Annotated in this window: 11 protein-coding genes, 1 tRNA gene and 1 pseudogene; 12 read left to right on the top strand and 1 reads right to left on the bottom strand. The window is 59.9% G+C overall.

Annotation, left to right across the window (positions count from 1 at the left end):
* Positions 1-69: 69 nt before the first annotated feature.
* The 9 genes and pseudogenes from OIS50_RS05645 to rplT all read left to right on the top strand — a co-directional run bounded on the left by OIS50_RS05645 (position 70) and on the right by rplT (position 12,878).
* A complete protein-coding gene (locus tag OIS50_RS05645) occupies positions 70-1,929 on the top strand; it encodes a PAS domain-containing sensor histidine kinase (protein WP_264693344.1) in 1,860 nt (619 codons plus the stop codon).
* A 765-nt stretch (positions 1,930-2,694) separates the two neighbouring features.
* Entirely contained in the window at positions 2,695-5,451 is a 2,757-nt protein-coding gene (locus OIS50_RS05640) for a DNA gyrase/topoisomerase IV subunit A (protein ID WP_413617042.1), read from the top strand.
* Positions 5,452-5,587: 136 nt separating this feature from the next.
* Entirely contained in the window at positions 5,588-6,418 is an 831-nt protein-coding gene (locus OIS50_RS05635) for a tetratricopeptide repeat protein (RefSeq protein WP_264693343.1), read from the top strand.
* A gap of 269 nt (positions 6,419-6,687) precedes the next feature.
* Positions 6,688-7,983 (top strand): L,D-transpeptidase scaffold domain-containing protein, encoded by a 1,296-nt coding sequence (locus tag OIS50_RS05630; RefSeq protein ID WP_264693342.1) that lies wholly within the window; start codon positions 6,688-6,690, stop codon positions 7,981-7,983.
* A 99-nt stretch (positions 7,984-8,082) separates the two neighbouring features.
* Complete coding sequence (locus tag OIS50_RS05625) at positions 8,083-9,249, top strand: tetratricopeptide repeat protein (RefSeq protein ID WP_264693341.1); 1,167 nt, start codon at positions 8,083-8,085, stop codon at positions 9,247-9,249.
* Between the two features lie 96 nt (positions 9,250-9,345).
* On the top strand, positions 9,346-11,307 hold the full coding sequence (thrS, locus tag OIS50_RS05620) for a threonine--tRNA ligase (protein WP_264693340.1): 1,962 nt from the start codon (positions 9,346-9,348) through the stop codon (positions 11,305-11,307).
* Between the two features lie 182 nt (positions 11,308-11,489).
* A pseudogene (gene infC / locus OIS50_RS05615) lies at positions 11,490-12,044 on the top strand (translation initiation factor IF-3); the annotation flags it as partial.
* 185 nt (positions 12,045-12,229) lie between these two features.
* Complete coding sequence (rpmI, locus tag OIS50_RS05610) at positions 12,230-12,424, top strand: 50S ribosomal protein L35 (RefSeq protein ID WP_264693339.1); 195 nt, start codon at positions 12,230-12,232, stop codon at positions 12,422-12,424.
* A 106-nt stretch (positions 12,425-12,530) separates the two neighbouring features.
* Positions 12,531-12,878, top strand: coding sequence for a 50S ribosomal protein L20 (rplT, locus tag OIS50_RS05605; protein WP_059071382.1), 348 nt, complete (start codon positions 12,531-12,533; stop codon positions 12,876-12,878).
* A 275-nt stretch (positions 12,879-13,153) separates the two neighbouring features.
* On the opposite strand, the gene OIS50_RS05600 is transcribed toward rplT, so the two are convergent.
* Positions 13,154-13,227 (bottom strand) — tRNA-Met (locus OIS50_RS05600).
* Between the two features lie 90 nt (positions 13,228-13,317).
* On the opposite strand from OIS50_RS05600, the gene OIS50_RS05595 reads away from it, so the two are divergent.
* From OIS50_RS05595 to rpsO, 3 genes are all read left to right on the top strand, one after another.
* Positions 13,318-13,782 carry an START-like domain-containing protein gene (locus tag OIS50_RS05595; protein WP_319805322.1) on the top strand — a complete coding sequence of 155 codons (465 nt, stop codon included), beginning with the start codon at positions 13,318-13,320 and terminating at the stop codon, positions 13,780-13,782.
* A 156-nt stretch (positions 13,783-13,938) separates the two neighbouring features.
* Positions 13,939-15,378, top strand: coding sequence for an LptF/LptG family permease (locus OIS50_RS05590; RefSeq protein WP_264693338.1), 1,440 nt, complete (start codon positions 13,939-13,941; stop codon positions 15,376-15,378).
* A 164-nt stretch (positions 15,379-15,542) separates the two neighbouring features.
* On the top strand, positions 15,543-15,818 hold the full coding sequence (rpsO, locus tag OIS50_RS05585; RefSeq protein ID WP_078013519.1) for a 30S ribosomal protein S15: 276 nt from the start codon (positions 15,543-15,545) through the stop codon (positions 15,816-15,818).
* The last annotated feature ends 91 nt before the right edge of the window (positions 15,819-15,909 follow it).

The raw sequence follows: 15,909 nt of genomic DNA, 5'->3' as shown, positions 1-15,909 counted from the left end.
TGAGCCCGGCAGCCGGGTGTTGCCATGCGGCAGCAGTACAATCATCAGCCAAAACCGCTTCTGCGCGCCATGCACGAGCAGCAACTTCAGCATATCCTCAAACACGTGCCCGCGGGCATTGCCACGCTGCTGGGCCCCGAACTCAAGTTTGGGTTCGTGAACGAGGCCATGCAGGCGTTGTTGGGCGGCGTCCGGGCCAATACACCTCTGGCGGAACAAACCGGCGTACTGACACCGGACCTGGTGCAGGTGATGCAGCAAGTGTACGCCACAGGTCAGCCCTACATTGCCAAGTCCCACGGGCTGCAACTGGCCGCTTCGGAAAGCGAAGCGGCCAACATGCGCTACTTCGACATTGCGCTGGAGCCCCTGAACGACGACCACGCGGGCGTGCAGGGGCTGCTGATTTTTGCCACGGAAGTAACCGAGCAGGCCGCCGCCCAGCAACGCGCCCACGAGCTGGCCCGCGAAACGCGCCGCCTCGACGCCCGCCTGCGGGTACTCACCGAAACCGCTCCGCAAATCATCTTCACGGTCGACGCGGCCGGTGCCTACGAGTACGTCAGCCCGCAGTGGTACTACTTCACGGGGCAGCCTTCCACGGCCGATCTGAACATCGTTTGGCCACTGCTCATCCATCCCGACGACCGGCTGCGCGTGATGTACCAGGCCGATGCCGCCCGCAAAGCCGGGACAGGCTGGAGCTACGAATACCGCCTGCGCCGCCACGATGGGCAATACCGCTGGGTGCTGAGCCGCGCCCTGCCCGAGCTGCATGCGCCCGATAAGCCGGTGTTCTGGCACGGGGCCGTTACGGAAGTGCACGACCAACGCGAGCTGGCCGATGTGCTTCGCCGTGGCGAAGCGGAGCTGCGTTTTCTGGCTGATAGCATTCCGCAGCTGATCTGGACGGCCGATGCCAACGGCTTTACGGATTACTACAACCGCCACACGGCCGAGTACACCGGCCTTTCCACCGCCGACCTAGGGCCCACGGCGTGGGTGTCGCTGCTTGAGCCGAGCGAGCAAGCCTCCGCGGCCCGCCGCTGGGTGCACTGCGTGGCCTCCGGCGACGATTACGAGGGCCTGTATCGGATGCGCCGCCACGACGGGCAGTACCGCTGGCACATCATCCGGGCGCGGCAGCTTTCCGACGAGCGCGGCCCCCGGTGGTTTGGCACTTGCACCGATGTGGACGACCAGCACCGCCTGCGCGAAGTGCTGCAAGCCCAATACGACGAGCTGGCCCGCACCAACCGCGACCTGGACACCTTCGTGTACACGGCCTCGCACGACCTGAAGCAGCCTTTGCACAATTTGCGCGGGCTCTTCGAAGAGCTTCGCCGCACGGCTACGTTTCAGGATGATGAGGCGGCCCTGATGCTCGGCATGCTCGACGAAGCCCTGGGGCAGCTGGAAGTAACCCTGCAGGACCTGGCCGCCACCGTGCAGGAGCAGCGGCAGCTGGCCGCCCCGGCCGAACTACTCGATCTGCACAGCGTAACCGAGGAGGTATTGCTGGGCCTGCGCCCGCAGGTGCTCGAAACCAACGCCGACATCGGGCTTGATTTCACCGCGGCACCTTCGTTGCTCTACGGGCGGGCCAATTTGCGCAGCGTGCTGCACAACCTCCTCAGCAACGCGCTTAAGTTTACCAACGCCGACCGTGCGCCGGTAATAAGGATCACCAGCGGCGTTTCGGAAGCTGGTACTCCGTATTTGCGCGTTGAGGACAACGGGTTAGGCATGAGCCCCAAGCATTCCGACGACGGTGTGTTTCAGGTATTCGATCGGCAGCACCCCCACATTGCCGGGGCCGGAGTTGGGTTGTACCTGTTGCAGCGAATCGTGCACTCGCGGGGTGGCCACATCGAGGTAAAGAGCACCCCCACCCAATGCACCCGCTTCACGGTTTACTGGTTCGAGTAGGCGAGGGGCGTAGTTGCACTTTTGCGGTAACCAGCTTGCCATGTGCAACCGCTGCCAGGTAAATTTCTCGGAACCACGAGGTATTGCAGCGGGGAAATTAAGTATTGTGCGGCTGCTATGCTAAATTAGTTAGGCGCATGCGCATGCATTCTCAACCTCAAGCAGGCTTGCAAGCCAAATAAATGCGCATTATCAGTTCCGAATTACTAAAGAAATTAGGAACTTTATTCGTCGGCAAAGCCTTGCACATTGTTGTGCTATGCGCGGCAACCGGTAATTTTGATGTCCTCAAATACGGCCAGGCAACTCCCCGGTAGCGCCCGTCTGGTGCAGGTTTCAGCTGGCCGGGCTTGCGGCGCCTTTCTGTTTTATTCGTAGCTTTTTGCTTTCGCCGATGCGCTAGTTTTTACGCTTCCCGCCTCCGCACCAAACCCGCCGAGGCATTGTTTTAAGGAGCCTTCGGTGGCGGGTTTGCCACTGAGGAGAGGTACAAGAACATAACGTGGCCTAAACCACACCCCGCGAGTGTCTAACGACAACCACATCCCCGCCGCCGACGACCTGAACCAGAACGGCCAGTCCTCCGCCGAGTTGTTTGGCGCCGGCGACACCATCGATTTGAACGCCAGCAGCGCCACAGCCAGCGCCGCCGACCCTGACTTGAGCAGCCAGGAAGCTGTAGACGGTGAACTGCTGACTGATACCGACGAGCTGACCGGCGACGAGCTGGACCCGGCCGAGGACGCCGAAAACGGCGACGATTTGGTGGACGCCGCCCAGCCCGACGAGCCCGAGTTCCGGCCCGGCGAAACCGTGCACGACATCAGCAGCATCGGCGGCATGTACCAGACCTGGTTTCTGGATTATGCCTCCTATGTGATTCTGGAGCGTGCTGTGCCAGCCATTGAAGACGGGCTGAAGCCCGTGCAGCGCCGCATCATGCACGCCATGAAGGAGATGGACGATGGCCGCTTCAACAAAGTGGCCAACGTTATCGGCCAAACCATGCAGTACCACCCGCACGGTGATGCCTCCATCGGCGACGCCATCGTGAACCTAGGGCAAAAGGACCTGCTGATTGAAACCCAGGGCAACTGGGGCGACGTGCGCACCGGCGACGGTGCCGCGGCGCCGCGCTACATCGAGGCCCGCCTCAGCAAGTTTGCCCTCGATGTAGTCTTCAACCCCGATACCACCGAGTGGCAAGCCAGCTACGACGGCCGCAAGCGCGAGCCCGTAACGCTGCCCGTAAAGTTTCCGCTGCTGCTGGCGCAAGGTATTGAGGGCATTGCCGTAGGCCTGAGCACCAAGATCATGCCCCACAACTTTCGGGAGTTGTGCAAGGCCTCGATCGACGTGCTGAAGGGCCGCGACATTGTGCTGTACCCCGATTTCCCGACGGGCGGCCTCTGCGACATCACGAACTATAACGGCGGCCTGCGCGGCGCCAAGCTGCGCCTGCGCGCCACCATCGAGAAGGTCGATAAGACCATGCTCATCATCCGCGACGTGCCCTACGGTACCACCACCACGGGCGTGATGGAGAGCATCGTAAAAGCTTCGGAAGCGAACAAGATCAAGATCAAGAAGGTGGTCGACAACACGGCGGCCAACGTGGAAATTCAGGTGCACTTGCCCACGGGCGTGTCGCCCGACCTGACCATGGACGCGCTATACGCCTTCACCGACTGCGAAATTTCCATTTCCCCGAACACCTGCGTCATCATCGACGAGAAGCCCCGCTTCGTGTCGGTGGAGGACATGCTGCGCCTGAGCACCCAGAAAACGGTGCGGTTGCTGGAGCGCGAGCTGGAAATCCGACAGGACGAGCTGCAGGAAAAATGGCACGCGGCCTCGCTCGAGAAAATCTTCATCGAGAACCGCATTTACCGCAAAATCGAGGAGTGCGAAACCTGGGAAGACATTCTGCAGACCATTGATACGGGCCTGAAGAAGTACGTGCGCATCGAAGGCGAAAAGGAAAAAGCCAACGACACGCGCATTGTGCTGCGCCGCCCCATCACGGAGGATGATCTGACGCGCCTGACCGAAATCCGCATCAAGCGCATTTCGAAGTTCGATGGCTTTAAGGCCGACGAGTACATCCAGCGCCTGGAAACCGAGCTGGCTGAAGTGGCCGACAACCTGGCCAACCTCACGCGCTACGCCATTCGCTACTTCGAAGGCTTGCTGAAGAAGTACGGCGACGGCCGCGAGCGGAAAACCGAGCTGCGCACCTTCGACGTGGTAACGGCCCAGAAAGTGGCCGTGGCTAACCAAAAGCTGTACGTGAACCGCCAGGACGGCTTCGTGGGCCACGGCCTCAAGAAAGACGAGGCCGTGGAGCTGGTGTGCGACTGCTCCGACCTCGACGACATCATTGCCATCAAGCGCGACGGCACGTTTGTGGTGACCAAAATTGCGGAGAAGACCTTTGTTGGGAAGGACATCTTGCACGTGGGCATCTACAACAAAAACGACGACCGCCTGGTGTACAACATGATTTACCAGGACGGTCCGTCGGGCATCAGTTACGCCAAGCGCTTCTTGGTAACGGGCATCACGCGCGACAAGGCCTACGACCTGACCAAAGGCGGCAAGGGCTCGAAGGTGCTTTACCTCACGGCCAACCCCAACTCCGAGTCGGAAATCGTTTCGGTGCAGCTCTCCGACAAAGCCCCGGCCCGCGTGAAGCAGTTCGACTTTGATTTTGCCGAGCTGGCCATCAAAGGCAAAGGCTCGATGGGCAACATCGTGACGAAGCAGCCCGTGAAGAAGATTACGCAGAAGTCGAAAGGCGATTCGACCCTAGGTGGCCGCGAGGTGTTTTTCGACGAGGTGGTGGGCCGCCTGAACACCGGCGGGCACGGCCGCTTCCTGGGCACTTTCGATACCGACGAAACCGTGCTGGCGGTGTATAAGGACGGCTCGTACGAGCTGACCTTGCCCGACCCGGCCATCCACTTCGACCTGCGCAACATGGTGCTGCTGCGCAAGTTCGAGCCCGATACGGTCATCAACGCCGTGTACATCGAAGGCGAATCCAAGCTGCACTACATCAAGCGCTTCCGCATCGAAACCAGCACCGTGGGCAAGCGCTTCCTGTTTATTCCGGAAACCAAAGGCACGCAACTGGTGTGCGCCACCTGCGGCGTGGTACCCGAAATCGAGCTGAAGGTGCAGAAGGAGAAGAAAGGGGAGAAGCTGACCGAGCGCCTGCACCTGCACGAGTTCATCGACGTGAAGGGCTGGAAAGCCATGGGCAACAAGCTCAACTACTTCAAGGTGCTGTCGGTGGAGCTGCTGACCGACGAAGGCCCCGAGCCCGAGCGCAAGCAGCAGGCCAAGAAGAAAGGCCCGGCCACCATTCCGCGGCCCGGCGGCCCCTCGGCCGCGGGTGCCGAGGACGAGCCGCTTCCCGAAGACCTAGGGCCAGTTGAAATTTCGGTTGAGGAAGTGGAGCGTGCACAAGCTTTGCTGCAGCGCAAGCCCAAGTCGCAGATGACGTTGTTTAACAGCTAAGCTTTTTTGCCCTGAGTCCCGGCCCGGCGGCTGCCCTCCTGAACCTAGGGCAGCTTAGCCGGGTCGGGCTTTTTGTAGCTTTTCGGCGGGGTTTGCGTATCTTACCTAACTCTCGCTCCCAAGCACCGAGTTGCTCATGCCCCGGAAGTACACCTGCCGCTTCGCCGCACTGCCGCACCTCCTGCTAATCGGAGGGGCTTACCTGTGCGCGACTCTGTCCGTAAGGGCCGGCGACCCAACCAAAACGGAGCCGCCCTCCACGCTCGATGTGCCGGCGCTGCTCTCGGAGGCCCGCACGCTGCAGCAGCAATACCGCGAATCGGCCGCCCTCACGCGCTACGAGCAAATACTGAACGCTTTTCCGCGCAACTACGAGGCGTTGTGGCAGGCCGCCGTGCTGAGTGCCCGTATCGGCAGCCGCTATACCGACGAAAGCCGGCGGGGCGCCTATTATACCTCTGCCCGCCAGTTCGCCGACCGTGCTTACGCCGTGAACCCCAAAGGTGGCGAGGCCAACTACGCCGTGGCTTTGTCGCTGGCACAGCAGGCCACCATTCAGAGCGCGCGGTACCGCTTGAGCCTCTACAAGAGCATGAAGCCCTACGCGTACCGCGCCGTGGAGTACAACCCCGAGCTGTCGGAGGCCTGGCAGGTGCTCGGGCGCTGGCACTACCGCGTGGCGCACCTCAATTTGGTTGAACGGGCTTATTACCGGGTGTTTCTGGGTGGCTCGCCTGCGGGTGCTTCCAACACCAAGGCCATGGATGCCCTCCGCAAAGCCCGGGCGCTCGATCCGTGCCGCATTCAGTACTGCTACGATCTGGCACGCGTGTACTCCAACCAAGGCTTGCGCGAGCCGGCTATGCAGGTGCTGCAGGAGGCCGCATCGCTGCTGCCCATGACGAGCGAAGAACTGGAGATGAGCCGCCGCTGCCGGCGCCTGCTCGATGAGCTGGAAAAGGGCTGATGGCTTTTAACGGAGGCAGCCCGAACTGATCAGGTCTAAATTAATCTTGGTTAAACCAAGAATTGGGTTGCGTTTTCGGTTATTTTAGAACGGGCAGGTTGGGGTGATTTTCCCGCTGCCCTGCCTCTATGAGCCAATGGGTACTTGCTTCTTGGCTTCGGTGCGCCAGTGTTGCAGTGGTGGCCTTTGCCGCAACGTCGGCGCTGGGCCAAACGGAGGCAGAAACCGCTGAAATGCTCCGCCAAACCTTGGCCTCAAACGCTTCGGGCATGCCTGCTGCGCTACACGGCGAGGTCCTGCGGTTTTACACCGGCGTAGGATTTGCTCCCAGTTGGACGTCGGAAAAGGGGCTGTTGCCTGCAGCGGCCGACGGTGTAAAGCTTCTGCACCGGGCTGCAGAGTTTGGCCTGAACCCCGCCGACTACAAGGTACAGGACCTCGCAGCTAACCTCGACTCCTTGGCTGTGGCCGGGAGCCCCGAAGCGCGCTTGCAACGCCGGGTTGCTGCCGAGTTGCACCTAACCTCGGCTTTGCTGAAACTGGCCTCGCACCTGCGCCGGGGGCGCTTGCAGCCAGCTACCTTGCAGCCGGCCACGTGCGAGCCCGACAGCGTTTTCGATGGCGCCGACTGGCTGCTGCGGGCACGGCGTTCGGCGCAACTCGGGCAGCAGCTGTTGCGCCTGCAGCCCACCACCCGCAGCTACGTACGGCTGCAATGGGCCTGGCAGAAACTGGTGCGCACCGATACCGCGGCCGCGCGCAAGCTGAGCGGGCCGGTTGCAGTCAATCTGGAGCGTTTGCGTTGGGAGCCGCGGGGCGATTCGGCCTATCTGCTGGTAAACATCCCCGCTTACACCTTGCAAATAGTGCGCGGGCCCGCCGTGGTGCGCAGCTTCCGGGTGATAGTGGGCGGCGTGCCAACGCCAACGCCGGAGGTATACAGCCACGTGCGGTTTTTTCAGACCTCGCCCGAGTGGAAAGTGCCCCGCAGCATTGCCCTGAACGAGATTTTGCCTCGTTTGCGCCGGAACCCCGCCTTTTTGGCGGCCAACAATTACGTGCTCTACAACCAGCAGGGCCAGCAGATCAGCCCCCACAAAGTCAATTGGAAACAAATCACCCCCGAAACCTTTCGGTACAGTATCCGCCAAGCCGCGTGCTGCGACAATGCCCTAGGTAACGTGGTCTTCCGCTTTCCCAATGCCCACGACATTTTTGTGCACGATACCCCCGCGCGCAAGTTGTTCAGCGCACCTAGGCGGGCCCTGAGCCACGGCTGTATTCGGCTGGAAAAACCTTTTCAGCTAGCCGCGTTCCTGCTTCGGCGCGACTACGGCGAGCAGGCACCGCGCCACATAGAGCGTATGTGGGATAGTGTGTACGGAGGCTATAGCAAGTATTTTCCGCTGCGCAACCCCATGCCCATCTACATACGCTACCTCACCTGCCACGCCGACAACGGACCCACGCTCCAAACCCTGCCCGATGTTTACCAGCGCGATGCCCCGGTGTTGCAAGCCCTGCAGCAAGCCAGCCAGGAAAGCACCGCCGCGGCGGCCCGGTAGTTAGGCCACCTGCCTTTTCGGCTGGCAGCCGCAGTTCCTGGGTGCCTGGCGCGTAAGCGCCGCACGCCGTACCTTTGGGCTTCTTCCACTTGAATTCTAGTGCTGCGCGTTTCCCGTTTGCTGTTACCTTGGGCGTTGGGTTGGTTGCTGATGGCGTGCGGCGACGGTACACCACGTGCCCAAACCGAGCGCATGGTAAACCTGCGCACCGTTCGGAGCGGCCCCGATGTGCAGGCTGCCGAGCTAAACGGCGCTATTGCCAAACAGCCCCGCAACGCCGTTCTCTACGCCCGCCGCGCCAGCTTTCATTTGGCAGCCGGCAAAACAGAGGCGGCCGTTCAGGACATTAACTACGCAATTGAGCTCGACGATGCGCCCGGCGAGTTTTACCTGACCAAAGCCCGCGCGCTGCGCACCCAAGGCCAGCTGCAAGCCGCCATGGGCGCCGCCGCCGATGCCCAGAAGCGCGGCTACAACCCACCCGAGCTGCACCTGCTGCTGGCCGAAGCCAATCTGGCAGCCCGGCGCTACGACACCTCGCTCGATTATCTGGATCGGGTATTGCGCGAGCAACCCGATAACGCTTCGGCCTTGTTTTACAAAGGCTTGGTATACTCGGCTTTGCGCGATACCGTGCAGGCCCTCGACTACTTGCGCGCCAGCGCCGCCCGCACACCTAGGCAGCCCGAAGTACTGCATCAGCTGGCCTATTTGCTGAATGCCTACCGCCAGCCGGCCGAGGCGGCTCCGTTGGTGGAAAAGGGCTTGCATGTCGACAAAACGTACGCGCCGCTGTGGTATGACCGCGGCCGGGTGTTCGACCTAATGGCCCAGCCCGACAGCGCCGTGCGCCAGTACGCCCGGGCCGTGCGGCTCGATACCACCCTGTACCGCGCCGATTACCGCCTAGGTCTGTACTACTTCAAGGCGAAGCAGCACGCCAAAGCCATACCGCTACTGCGGCGCGCCCGCCGCCGCAGCCAGTACCTGCCCAACATAGGGGAGATGCTGGCCGAGAGCTACGAATGGACGGGCCAGACGCAGCAAGCCTGGGTGGCCTACCGCCAGCTGGTAAAGCAATTCCCCGGCGACAAGCACTACACCTTCAAAGTCTGGAAGGTGGGGCAGCGCCTGCCTCAACCCATCCTCGATTCGTTGAAGCTCGTGTACGGCGCGCCTCCCTTGCCGCGGCGCGCCCCCGAAACGGCACCCATCGCCTTCGACAGTTTGCCTTCGCGCGCCCCGGCTTTGCTCACGCCCCGCTAGCTTACGCCCCGCCATTCCGTAGCGCATTTTGGCCGCAAAAGTGTTTTCTGCCCGCGAAGCTGCTAACTTGCGGGCTACTGCTGTTTTTGCTAGTTTATGATGAACATCACGCTCCCCGACGGTTCCGTGCGCCAGCTTGAGGCCGGTGCGAGCGGCTACGACGTAGCCGCCAGCATCAGCGAAGGTCTGGCCCGCAACGCCTTGGCCGTGCGTGTCAACGGCGAAGTCCGTGACCTGCACCGCCCCATCAACGACTCTGCCACGGTTGAGATACTCACGTGGAACGACGAAGCGGGGAAGAATACATTCTGGCACTCCTCGGCTCACTTGCTGGCCGAAGCGCTGGAAGCCCTGTACCCGGGCGTAAAGTTTGGTATTGGCCCGCCCATCGAAAACGGCTTTTATTACGATGTCGACCTAGGCGAAGGCCGCAGCATCACCCCCGATGATTATGCCAAGATCGAGCAGAAAATGCTTGAACTTGCCAAAAATAAGAGCCGCTACGAGCGCCGCGAGGTAAGCAAAGCCGATGCTATTGCCTATTTCCAGGAGAAAGGCGACCCGTACAAGCTCGACCTGCTCGAAGGCCTGGAGGACGGCAGCATTACTTTCTACCGGCAAGGCAACTTCACCGACCTTTGCCGCGGCCCGCATTTGCCCGATACCGGCAACATCAAGGCAGCCAAAGTGCTGAACGTGGCCGGCGCCTATTGGCGCGGCGACGAGAAGAACAAGCAGCTGACCCGCATCTACGCCATCACGTTCCCGAAGGATAAGGAACTGAAGGAGTACCTGCACAAGCTGGAAGAAGCGCGCAAGCGCGACCACCGCAAGCTGGGCAAGGAGTTGGAGCTGTTTGCTTTCTCGGAGCGCGTAGGCGCCGGCCTGCCGCTGTGGCTGCCCAAAGGCACGGCCCTGCGCGAGCGGCTGGAGCAGTTCATGCGCCGGGCGCAGGTGAAAGCAGGCTACTTGCCGGTAGTAACCCCGCACATCGGTGCCAAGGAGCTGTACGTAACCTCGGGCCACTACGAGAAGTACGGGGCCGATTCGTTCCAGCCCATCAAGACGCCGAACCCGGGCGAGGAGTTCTTCCTGAAGCCGATGAACTGCCCGCACCACTGCGAGATTTACAAGACCAAGCCCCGCTCGTACCGCGACTTGCCCTTGCGTTTGGCCGAGTTCGGCACGGTGTACCGCTACGAGCAATCGGGCGAGCTGCACGGCCTGACGCGGGTGCGTGGCTTTACACAGGACGACGCCCACATCTTCTGCCGCCAGGATCAAGTAAAGGAAGAGTTCATCAAGGTTATCGACCTCGTTCTCTACGTGTTCCGTGCGCTTGGTTTCGAGGACTACACGGCTCAGATTTCGCTGCGCGACCCTGAAAACAAGCAGAAGTACATCGGCACCGATGAGAACTGGGCTGCTGCCGAATCGGCCATTCAGGAAGCTGCGCAGGAGCGTGGCCTCCGCACGGTAACCGAGCTGGGCGAAGCAGCCTTCTACGGTCCGAAGCTTGATTTCATGGTGCGCGACGCCCTAGGTCGTAAGTGGCAGCTGGGCACCATTCAGGTAGACTACAACCTGCCCGAGCGCTTTGAGCTGGAGTACGTAGCCCCCGACAACTCGCGTCAGCGTCCCGTAATGATCCACCGCGCGCCGTTTGGTTCGCTGGAGCGCTTTGTGGCCGTACTGATTGAGCACTGCGCTGGCAACTTCCCGCTGTGGCTGGCCCCGGAGCAGTTTATCGTGCTCCCGATTTCAGATAAGTACCACGAGTACGCCCGCCGGGTGCAGGAGCAGCTGCAGCAGGCCGACTTGCGCGGCACCGTAGACGAGCGCGACGAGCGAATCGGCCGCAAAATCCGCGATGCTGAGATGCAGAAGGTACCGTATCTGCTGGTAGTAGGCGAGAAGGAAGCCGATAACGGCATCGTCTCGGTGCGCCGCCACGGCGAAGGCGACCTAGGCTCGATGCCTATCGAAGCGTTCATCCGCAACTTCCAGGAGCAGGTTGAGGAATTGATGAGCGGCCGCGGAACCGTAGTAGCCCAGTAGCCGTTTTACAACTTGCAGGTCAGCAAACCTGCGCAGCCCGCCGGAAACGCTGTTTCCGGCGGGCTGAATTTTGTCGTTCGGGAAAATTGCCGGATATTCGCCCGCTCAAATAGTTGATTGCGTTGCCTTCGGCCGCATTCCAGCTGTTTGCCCGATCTCGTTTCACCTAAACAGATAAGCATATCAGAACCCCCAACCGCCGCCTCCCTCCGCGCCAAGTGGAGGAGCCGTTCAAAATCAATAGCAAGATTACGGCCCGCGAAGTACGCCTCGTCGGCGAAAACGTGGAGCAGGGCATTTATCCCACTGACCAAGCCCGCCGCATGGCCGAGCAGCAAGGTCTGGACCTCGTGGAGATTTCTCCCACGGCCGTTCCGCCTGTGTGCCGCGTTATCGACTACTCGAAGTTTAAATACGAGCAGAAGAAGCGCACGCGCGAGATGAAGGCCAAGCAGACGAAGGTGGTGGTGAAGGAGATTCGTTTCGGACCCAACACCGACGACCACGATTTTGCCTTTAAGCTGAAGCACGCCCAGGAATTCCTGCGCGAGGGTGCCAAGATTAAGGCGTACGTACACTTCGTGGGTCGCTCTATTGTCTTCAAAGAGCGTGGCGAAATTCTGTTGCTCAAGTTTGCTCAGGCTCTCGAGGACTTAGCGAAAGTAGAGCAGCTACCGAAGCTGGAAGGCAAGCGCATGTTCTTGTACCTTGCTCCGAAGGCTGTGGTGGCCAAGCCTGCTGCGCCTAAGCCAGCTGCTACGGCCGCTGCTCCGAAGGAAGGCGGGAAAGAGGCTAAAGCCCCCGCAACCAACGAGGCCGCCGAATAACCAGCTACTCCGCGGCGTGAGCCGCTATGACTTTCAGGCGAGCCGGCCCTAGGCAGCCGGCCGCCGTTGTTGTTTTACTTCTTAACTGTTTCAAAATGCCGAAGATGAAGACTAAGTCCGGCGCCAAAAAGCGTTTCTCGCTGACCGGCACGGGCAAAGTAAAGCGCAAGCACGCGTACAAGTCGCACATTCTTACCAAGAAGAGCACCAAGCGCAAGCGCAACCTGACCCACGTGACCCTGGTAAGCTCGGCCGATATGCCGCGCGTAAAGGACATGCTGGTTCTCTAAGCGGCGGATTCGTCTCCCGCTGTAATTATTTTCAAACCCGGCGTCCGGTCATCAGCCAAGCCGCTTAACCAGTAAGCAGGCACCGGCCGCCAAAAACAAGTAGGTTATGCCAAGAAGCGTCAATAACGTGGCCTCGCGCCACCGTCGCAAAAAGGTAATGCGCCTGGCCAAAGGTTACTTCGGCCGTCGCAAAAATGTATGGACGGTAGCTAAAAATGCCGTTGAGAAAGGTCTGCTGTATGCCTACCGCGACCGTAAGGTTAAGAAGCGCGAGTTCCGTGCCCTGTGGATCCAGCGTATCAACGCCGGTGCCCGTCAGTACGGCCTGTCGTATTCGCAGTTTATGGGCGGCCTGAAAAAGGCTGGCATCGACCTGAACCGCAAAGTTCTGGCCGACCTCGCCCTGAACCACCCCGAGGCTTTCAAATCCATCATCGAGAAAGTAAAAGCGTAAGCTTCGCTTTCCCTGCCTAGATGCAACGCCCAGCTCATTCAGCTGGGCGTTGTTGTTTTTAGCCCTGTGCAGCGGGTATAGCCCTTGGGCAAGGGTAGGGTACTAGGCTCCTGCTCGCAGCTTTATTAAAGCATGTGCAGCCCGCGTATAAGGCCCGGCTGGTCACACCTATTGCCAAACCATTCCCAAGCCGTTGCGTGCAGCTTACTGGCCAGAGGCGAAATGGTTATAAACGACAAAACCGCCCCTCGTTTCCGAAGGGCGGTTTTTCGCTGTAGCGGGGACGAGATTTGAACTCGTGGCCTCAGGGTTATGAATCCTGTGCTCTAACCAACTGAGCTACCCCGCCGTGGTTTAGTGGCGCAAAGGTAAAGGGAAGATTTAACGCGGTGCAACCTTTGACGGAAAAAAACTACGTGTATCTTGCCGCTGGCCGTCAATGTGGCTGAAAGCCAGCGGCGATAATTTTTGTTGGTTTCTGCAATTGCCTATGCCTCTCTCCGCCATCCGCTCTAAACACCGCTTCGTACAAGAGTACGCGATTAATGCATCCCCTAAAATCCTTTATCCTTACCTGGCCTCGGCCTCTGGGCTGCGGCAGTGGTTCTGCCAGGATGTAATCATGCTCGATCAACACACGTTTGATTTCGTGTGGGACAACCAGCACCACCTGGCCGAGATGACGTCGCAGCGTACGAACCGCTCGGTGCGTTACGTGTTCCTGTCGCCGGAGCGCGGTCACATGCCCGATGCGAATTACCTGGACTTCATGATTGAGTCGTCGGAGCTGACGCAGGAGATTTACCTGCGCATCGTCGACTACTCAGAGGAAACCGATGATATCGAACTGCAGGAAATGTGGGATAACCTCTTGCAAAACCTGCGCGAATTGGTGGGCGGATGAGCTAAAACTACTTTGCGATTGTTGGCTAAAAGGAGAGGAGCCACCCCCAAAAAGGGTGGTAGCCGCTCCTTTTTTGCTGGCCCGAAGGTTGCGGAGCCGGCGTGGCATACCTTTGCCGCCGCTTGGGCGTTGGGTGCCTAAACGGCCTACTCTGGCATGAAAAAACTCGATAAGCTGATTTTGCGGGCCTTTATTGGTCCATTCCTGCTCACGTTTGCGGTGGTGGAGTTTGTCTTCCTTACCCAAACCATGATGAAGTACCTCGACGACCTCGTCGGGAAGGACTTGGGCACGGGCGTGATTCTGCAGCTGCTGATGTATTTCAGCGTGCTCATCGTGCCGATTTCGTTGCCCCTGGCCGTGCTGCTCTCGTCGTTGATGACGTATGGCAACCTAGGGGAGCACCACGAGCTCACGGCCATCAAAACCTCGGGGGTGTCGCTGGTGCGCATTCTGCGGCCGGTGATGCTTTTTAGCGCCTTGCTGGCTGGCTTTGCGTTCTGGTTCAACAACACCATTGTGCCTAAGGCCAATCTCAAGGCTTATAGCCTGCTGTGGGACGTGCGCCAGCAGAAGCTAGCGCTGGACATCCGTGAGGGCGTATTCTACAACGGCATACCGGGCTATACAATCAAAGTCAACCGAAAAGGCGGCGAAAACGGGGAGAAGCTCTACGGCGTGATGATTTACGACCATAGCGGCAACACGGGTAATGTGGCCATGATGCTCGCCGACTCCGGGCGCATGGCCACGCGCTTCAACGGGCAGTACCTAGGGCTGGAGCTTTTTCACGGACGCAAGTACGTGGAGCAGCCTACCGCCCGCGACCGTACCGGGGCCGGTTTCCTGCAGCAGAGCTTCGACCGGACCGATATCATCTTTTCTCTGGCGTCCTTCAGCCTCGACCGCACCAAGGAGGACTTGTTTAAGGAGAACAAGATCATGCTTACCATACCCCAGCTGCAGGGCTTTGTCGACTCGTTGCACCGGCAGCTGCAGCGCGAGCGGTACCAGGTAGCCGGGCAAGTCAATCCGTACTTTTTGTATCAGCGGTTTGATACCACCGGCCAGGCGCTGGATAAGCGAATGGCTAACCTGCAGCTGTCCGATAAGTCCATTCCGCCGCTTACCGCCAACATGGCCCAGAACGCCGCCAACCGGGCCCGCAACATGCGGGCGTTCGTGAGCAGCTACGCCGAGCGCATCAGCGGCACCGCGCGCGAGGCTGGTAACTACCGCATCGAGGTGTTTCGCAAGTACACCCAATCGGTGGCTATCCTGGTGATGTTCCTGATCGGAGCCCCCCTAGGTGCCATCATCAAAAAGGGCGGGCTGGGGGTGCCCGTGCTCGTGTCGATTCTCTTTTTCATCGTGTTCTACGTGGTGTCGATCATCGGTGAGAAGTACGGGCGCGAGTCGGTAATGCCCATTGGCTTGGGCATGTGGATGGCAAACTGCCTGCTGCTGCCCGCTGGCCTGTTCTTTTTGTACCAAGCCCGCCGCGACTCCAGTTTGTTTGAGGTGGATTTCTGGTACCGGTTGTCGCGCCGCTTGCCCCGGTGGTTTAGCAAACGCGCCGAGCCGGTAGCCGGCTAATGTGCCACTGGCCCAAGCAAGCGGCCCAACCCGGCAGGTTTCTGCCACCGGGTTGGGCCGCTTCGGTTTTTTATTTACCTTTGCGGCCACGCTAGGCTGTGTAGCCCGCGTTTTTGTTTTTCCCAACATCTTAATCCAAGACGGGGCTTTCTCCCTATCTGCAGATGAAACTCACTACCGAAGCCAAGCAGGCTATCTTCGAACAGCACGGCGTTGCCAAAACCAAAACCGACACTGGTTCGGCCGAATCGCAAATTGCCCTGTTCACCACTCGCATCAATCACCTGACGGAGCACCTGAAAGTCAACAAAAAAGACTTCTCGACCCGTCTGGGCCTGCTCAAGCTGGTAGGTAAGCGTCGCCGTCTGCTGAATTACCTGCAGAACCGCGAAATCAACCGCTACCGTGCGATTATCAAGGAGTTGGGCATCCGCAAGTAACCCACTCCAGGAAAGTAGGGAGCCCGCCGGCCGGGTTCCCTACTTTTTTTGCGCTGCCCGGCACACCTTGTTGGCCGGGCGCGTTCTTTTA

The organism is Hymenobacter sp. YIM 151858-1 (assembly GCF_025979705.1).
In the GTDB taxonomy this organism is placed as follows: domain Bacteria; phylum Bacteroidota; class Bacteroidia; order Cytophagales; family Hymenobacteraceae; genus Solirubrum.
Note: the sequence above shows the minus strand (reverse complement) of the source record. Positions and strands in the feature narration are given on the sequence as shown.